The 6,052-nt window shown below is 72.0% G+C and carries 3 protein-coding genes; 1 reads left to right on the forward strand and 2 read right to left on the reverse strand.

Going from position 1 to position 6,052, the window contains the following annotated elements:
• Positions 1-2,759, reverse strand: a 2,759-nt coding sequence (gene adhE, locus ACFWH7_RS20510; protein WP_378219444.1) for a bifunctional acetaldehyde-CoA/alcohol dehydrogenase, incomplete at its 3' end; no start/stop codon positions are given.
• Positions 2,760-2,969: 210 nt separating this feature from the next.
• On the opposite strand from adhE, the gene ACFWH7_RS20515 reads away from it, so the two are divergent.
• Positions 2,970-5,198, forward strand: a complete 2,229-nt coding sequence (locus ACFWH7_RS20515; RefSeq protein ID WP_378219446.1) for a prolyl oligopeptidase family serine peptidase — start codon at positions 2,970-2,972, stop codon at positions 5,196-5,198.
• A 7-nt stretch (positions 5,199-5,205) separates the two neighbouring features.
• Here the strand turns inward: ACFWH7_RS20515 and ACFWH7_RS20520 are convergent, their stop codons facing one another.
• Positions 5,206-5,544: a hypothetical protein gene (locus ACFWH7_RS20520; protein WP_378219448.1), complete on the reverse strand. Its 339-nt coding sequence runs from the start codon at positions 5,542-5,544 to the stop codon at positions 5,206-5,208.
• Positions 5,545-6,052 lie beyond the last annotated feature (508 nt).

Consider the following 6,052-nt stretch of genomic DNA (forward strand, 5'->3'; position numbering starts at 1 on the left):
GCGCGGGGCCCCCCCGCCCGCCCCCACCCGGCCGGGCGCGGGGGCGCCCCCGGCGCGGCGCCCGCGCCCGCGGGCCCGGGCGGCCCCCCCCGACGCTCCGCGCGCACGACCTCGCGGCTGCTGCCGCGGTAGGCCGCGACGAGGATGTCGCGCATGTCCTCCAGGACCGGCATCCGCGGGTTCGCGGGGGCGCACTGGTCCTCGAACGACCGGAGCGCGAGGTCGTCCAGGCGGCTCAGGAAGGCCCGCTCGTCGACGCCCTGCGCGGCGAACGTGGACTCGATGCCCACCTTGGCGCGCAGCTCCTCGACCGCCTTCGCGTACGACTCGACGCCCTCCTCCGGGGTGGAGGCCGGCAGCCCGAGGTGCTTGGCGATCTCCTGGAACCGCTCGGGGGCCACGTAGCGCTCGTACTTGGGCCAGCTCGTGAGCTTGGTGGGCACCTGGCCGTTGTAGCGGATCACGTGCGGCAGGAGCACCGCGTTGGTGCGCCCGTGCACGAGGTGGAACGTCGAGCCGACGGTGTGCGCCATGGCGTGCACGATGCCGAGCATCGCCGAGCCGAACGCCATGCCCGCGATCGTCGCCGCGTTGTGCATCTTCTCGCGCGCCTTGGGGGCCGCCGCGCCTTGCGTGACCGAGTCCTCGATGTGCTCGAAGACCATCTTGATCGCCTGGAGGCACAGCCCGTCGGTGAAGTCGTTCGCGTAGACGGAGACGAACGCCTCGGTCGCGTGCGTCAGGGCGTCGAAGCCCGAGTCGGCCGCGAGCTTGGCGGGCATGGTGTCCGTGAGGACGGGGTCGACGATCGCGACGGTCGGGGTGAGCGCGTAGTCCGCGAGCGGGTACTTGAAGCCCGTCTCCGGGTCGGTGATGACCGCGAACGGCGTCACCTCGGCGCCGGTGCCCGACGAGGTCGGGATGCACACGAGCTTGGCCTTGCCCCCGAGCTCCGGGAACTTGTACGCGCGCTTGCGCACGTCGAAGAACTTCTCGCGCATGTCGGAGAACTCGATCTCCGGGTGCTCGTAACGCAGCCACATGACCTTGGCGGCGTCCATGGGCGAGCCGCCGCCGATCGCGATGATCGTGTCGGGCTCGAAGTCGCGCATCGACTCGGCGCCACGGTTCACGGTGCCGACGCTCGGCTCCGGCTCGACCGCGTCGATGATCTGGATCGCGACCTTCTCCTCGCGTCGGGCGAGGACGTCGAGCACGCGGTCGACGACGCCGATGCGGCTCATGACCTTGTCGGTGACGATCGTGACCCGGTGCACGTCGCGCATCTGCGCGAGGTACTGGATCGAGTTGGGCTCGAAGTACGTCTTGGCGGGCACCTTGAACCACTGCATGTTGTTGTTGCGCCGCCCGATCCGCTTGACGTTGATGAGGTTGACCGCCGACACGTTGTTCGACACCGAGTTCGCGCCGTAGCTGCCGCACCCGAGCGTGAGCGACGGGAGCAGCGCGTTGTAGATGTCGCCGATGCCGCCGAGCGAGGTCGGGCTGTTCCACAGCACGCGCACGGCCTTGACCCGCGAGCCGTAGCGCTCGACGAGGTCCTGGTCCGCCGTGTGGATGGCGGCCGAGTGGCCCAGGCCGTCGAGCTCGACCATGCGCTCCGCGAGGCGGACGCCGTGCTCGGTGTCGCGCGCCCGCAGCACCGCGAGGACGGGCGTGAGCTTCTCGCGGCTCAGCGGCTCGTCGGGGCCGACGTCGTCGATCTCCGCGAGGATGATCGACGTGTCGTCGGGGACCTCGAAGCCGGCCTCGCGCGCGATCCACACGGGCGACTTGCCGACGACCTTGGGGTTGAGCTTGGCGCCGGCGCAGTTCGCGCCGCTCGCCTCGACCCCGAAGATGAGGCGCTCGAGCATCGCCTTCTCGGCGGGCGTCGCGCGGTAGGCGTGCAGGCGGGCCAGCTCGCGCATGGCGTCGTCGTAGATCACGTCGTCGAGGATGAGCGCCTGCTCCGACGCGCACACCATGCCGTTGTCGAACGCCTTCGACATGACCACGTCGTTGATCGCGCGGCCGAGGTCGGCGCTCTTCTCGACGTAGGCCGGGACGTTCCCGGCACCGACGCCGAGCGCGGGCTTCCCGGCCGAGTAGGCCGCGCGGACCATGCCGTTGCCGCCCGTCGCGAGGATGAGCGCGACGCCCGGGTGGTGCATGAGGGTGTTGGTCGCCTCGATCGACGGGTGCTCGACCCACTGGATGCAGTCGTCGGGAGCACCGGCGGCCACCGCGGCGTCGCGCACGATGCGCGCCGCCTCGACCGACGAGCGCTGCGCGCTCGGGTGGAACGCGAACACGACGGGGTTGCGCGTCTTGAGCGCGATGAGCGACTTGAAGATCGTGGTCGACGTCGGGTTGGTCACCGGCGTCACGGCGCACACGACGCCGACGGGCTCGGCGATCTCGACGACGCCCGTGAGCTCGTCGCGGCCGATGACGCCGACCGTCTTGAGGTTCGCCATCGAGTTGGGCACGTGCTCGCACGCGAAGATGTTCTTCGTCGCCTTGTCCTCGAACACGCCGCGCCCGGTCTCGGCGACGGCCATCTGGGCGAGGTGCCCGTGCTGGTGCAGGCCCGCGACGGACGCCTTGAGGACGATCCGGTCGACGTCCTCCTGCGTGAGGCTCATGTACTGGTCGAGCGCCTTGCGGGCTCGCTCGACGAGGACGTCGATCTCCTGCGTCGTGCGGGTGTCCTCGGTGCGGTTCTCGACCTTCGTGCCGGCGCTCTTCGCGCTCATGCGTCCCCTCCGGTGCCCGGCCGGGGCCGGACGTCGGGCCGCGGGTGCTGCCGGGGCCGGATTGCCCCGGCTCCTTCAGCGGTCTCTCTACTTGTGAATGTTTTCACAAGGCGCGCCGCCCGACAAGACCGGACGGCCGTTCGGGGCCCAAGGTCCCGGTCACCCGGTGACCTCCGCACCACCGCCCGCACCGCCGTAGGGTGGGGGACCATGACCGCCGAGCAGACGACGAGCCCTGCGCCCGCGCCCCAGAACCCCGCCGAGACCACGCTCCCCGACGACGGCGCGCCCCACGACCCGTACCTCTGGCTCGAGGCCGTCGAGGGCGACGAGGCGCTCGCCTGGGTCCGTGCGCGCAACGCCGAGGTCGCCGACACGCTCGAGGTCGCCGAGGAGTTCACCACGACGGAGCGCGCGATCCGCGAGGTGCTCGACTCCGATGCCAAGATCCCCGAGGTCTCCAAGATCGGGGACCGGTACTACAACTTCTGGCGCGACGCGCAGCACGAGCGCGGCCTCTGGCGCCGCACGACGCTCGAGTCCTACCGCACGGACGACCCCGAGTGGGAGACCGTGCTCGACCTCGACGCGCTCGCCGCGGCCGAGGGCGAGTCGTGGGTCTGGCACGGCGCGAGCGTCCTGCGCCCGACCCCCGAGCAGCTCGCCGCGGGCGAGCCGTGGCGGCACGCGCTCGTCGAGCTCTCCCCCGGCGGGTCGGACGCCGACGTCACGCGCGAGTTCGACCTCGTCGAGAAGCGGTTCGTCGCCCCCGCGGACGGCGGGTTCTTCCGCGCGGAGGCCAAGGGCTCGCTCGGGTGGATCGACACCGACACCGTCTACGTCTTCACCGACTTCGGCGAGGGCACGCTCACGCCGTCCGGGTACCCACGAGTGGTCAAGCGCTGGACGCGCGGCACCCCGCTCGACGACGCCGCGACCGTCTACGAGGGCACCGACGAGGACATGTACATCTCCGCCTGGCGCTCGCACACGCCCGGGTTCGAGCGGGACTTCGTCCACCGCTCCAAGGCGTTCTACTCGGACGAGCTCTACCTCGCCCAGCACACCGGCACGCCCGAGCAGCGCCTGACGAAGATCGACGTGCCCGACTCGGCCGAGGTCGGGGTGCGGCGCGAGTGGCTGCTCGTCGAGCTGCGCGACGACTGGACCGTCGGCGGCGCGACGTACCGCGCGGGCTCGCTGCTCGTCGCCCGGTTCGACGACTTCCTCGCGGGCGACCGCGGCTTCACCGTGCTCTTCGAGCCCACGGCGACGACGTCGCTCGCCGGCGCGACGTGGACGCGCCACCACCTCGTGGTCAACGTGCTCGACGACGTGAAGAACCGCCTGCACGTGCTCACGCCGCCGGACGCCGCCGCGCCTGGAGGTGCCGGGACCGCCGTCGGGCAGGAGACCGCCGACGCGCCGTGGGTGCGCTCCGAGATCCCCGGCCTGCCGGAGCTCGGCACGGTGGCCGTCGGGGCCGTCGACCCCGTCGACACCGACGACCTGTGGCTCGTCACGACCGACTACCTCACGCCCACGACGCTCTCGCTCCTGTCGCTCGGCGAGCGGCCGGGCACCGCGGGTGCACCGGAGGTCGTCAAGTCCAACCCCGCGTTCTTCGACGCCGACGGCATGACCGTCGCGCAGCACTTCGCCACGTCCGACGACGGCACGCGCGTGCCGTACTTCGTCGTGGGTCGCGCGGACCTCGTCGAGGGCGCGGGCGACGGTGGCGCGGGGACCGCGCCGACGCTGCTGTACGGGTACGGCGGCTTCGAGATCTCGCTGACCCCCGCCTACTCCGGCGCGCTCGGCCGTGCCTGGCTCTCGCGCGGCGGCGTCTACGTCGTCGCGAACATCCGCGGCGGCGGCGAGTACGGCCCGGCCTGGCACCAGGCCGCGCTCAAGGCGAACCGGCACCGCGCGTACGAGGACTTCGCCGCCGTCGCGCGCGACCTCGTGGCCCGCGGGATCACGACCCACGAGCACCTCGGCATGGAGGGTCGCTCCAACGGCGGCCTGCTCGCGGGCAACATGCTCACGCAGTACCCCGAGCTCTTCGGCGCCGTGATCGTCGGCGTCCCGCTGCTCGACATGCGCCGTTACACCAAGCTCCTCGCCGGGGCGTCGTGGGCCGCGGAGTACGGCGACCCGGACGACCCGGAGCAGTGGGAGTTCCTCCGCACGTTCTCGCCGTACCACCTGTTCGACGCCGAGCGCGAGTACCCGCCCGTGCTGTTCACGACGTCGACCAAGGACGACCGCGTCCACCCCGGCCACGCGCGCAAGCTCGCCGCGAAGATGCTCGGCGAGGGCAAGGACGTCACGTACTACGAGAACATCGAGGGCGGCCACGGCGGCGCGGCGAACAACGCCCAGGCCGCGCACATGGCCGCGGTGCACTACCGCTTCCTCGCCGAGCGCCTCGGCTGACGTCGGCTCAGGAGCCGTCGTCCACGTCGACGGGGACCAGCACCACCTCGTCGGCGTGGATCACGATCTTCTCGTCCGGGCACACCGGCCCGTCCACGACCTCCTCGGCTCCCGACCCCCGTACGACGGTCACGTCACCCGGCGTGCAGCCGTAGTCGAGGAACACGACGCCGCCGTCAGCGGTCACCTCGGCCTCCTCGTCCCCCGTACGGACGATCACGTCACCCCCGCTGTCGTTGGCGACCTCCAGGTCCCCGCCGCCGTCGCACGCCGACAGCACCGCCCCCACGCAGACGACCGCGACCGCGACGGCCCCCGCACGCGCGTACCTGGTGCGACCACCCATCTCGTCCCCCCGAATCGTCCGACTGCCCGCTCCGTCGGCAACCTATCGCCGTCGGCCCACCACGCCCCCGAGCAACGCGAGGAGGTTCCCCGCGAAGTTCCTGCGCCCGCCCCGCCCGCCGAGGTAGAACCGTGGTCTGCCGAGGTAGAGCCATGGTTCGCCGAGGTAGAACTCTGGTCGGCCGAGACAGAACCGGGGTCACCGTGCCTGACGGCAATCGGTCGCGTGTCCCGCCGTCGCCACCTGGCGTGCTCGTGCCCGACGACGGTCGGTCACCCGCCATCGTCGGCGTCGCCGCCCCGAGATGACAGAGTCGCAGATGGCGGCGACCGGGTCCCTCGGCGAGGCCCGGAGCGGCGAGGCTCCCGAGGCTGACCGACACCGCGGGCAGTCGCCCCGGGGTGAGCGACGACCAGGGCGAGACACCGTCGGGCGGGGTGGGTGGTGGTGCCGCGTCGTGGCGGGCCTGGCGGGAGCCGCGAGGAACGAGCGGCGGATGGTAGACGCG

The sequence above is a fragment of the Cellulosimicrobium cellulans genome (assembly GCF_042723955.1).
Lineage (GTDB): Bacteria > Actinomycetota > Actinomycetes > Actinomycetales > Cellulomonadaceae > Cellulosimicrobium > Cellulosimicrobium cellulans_H.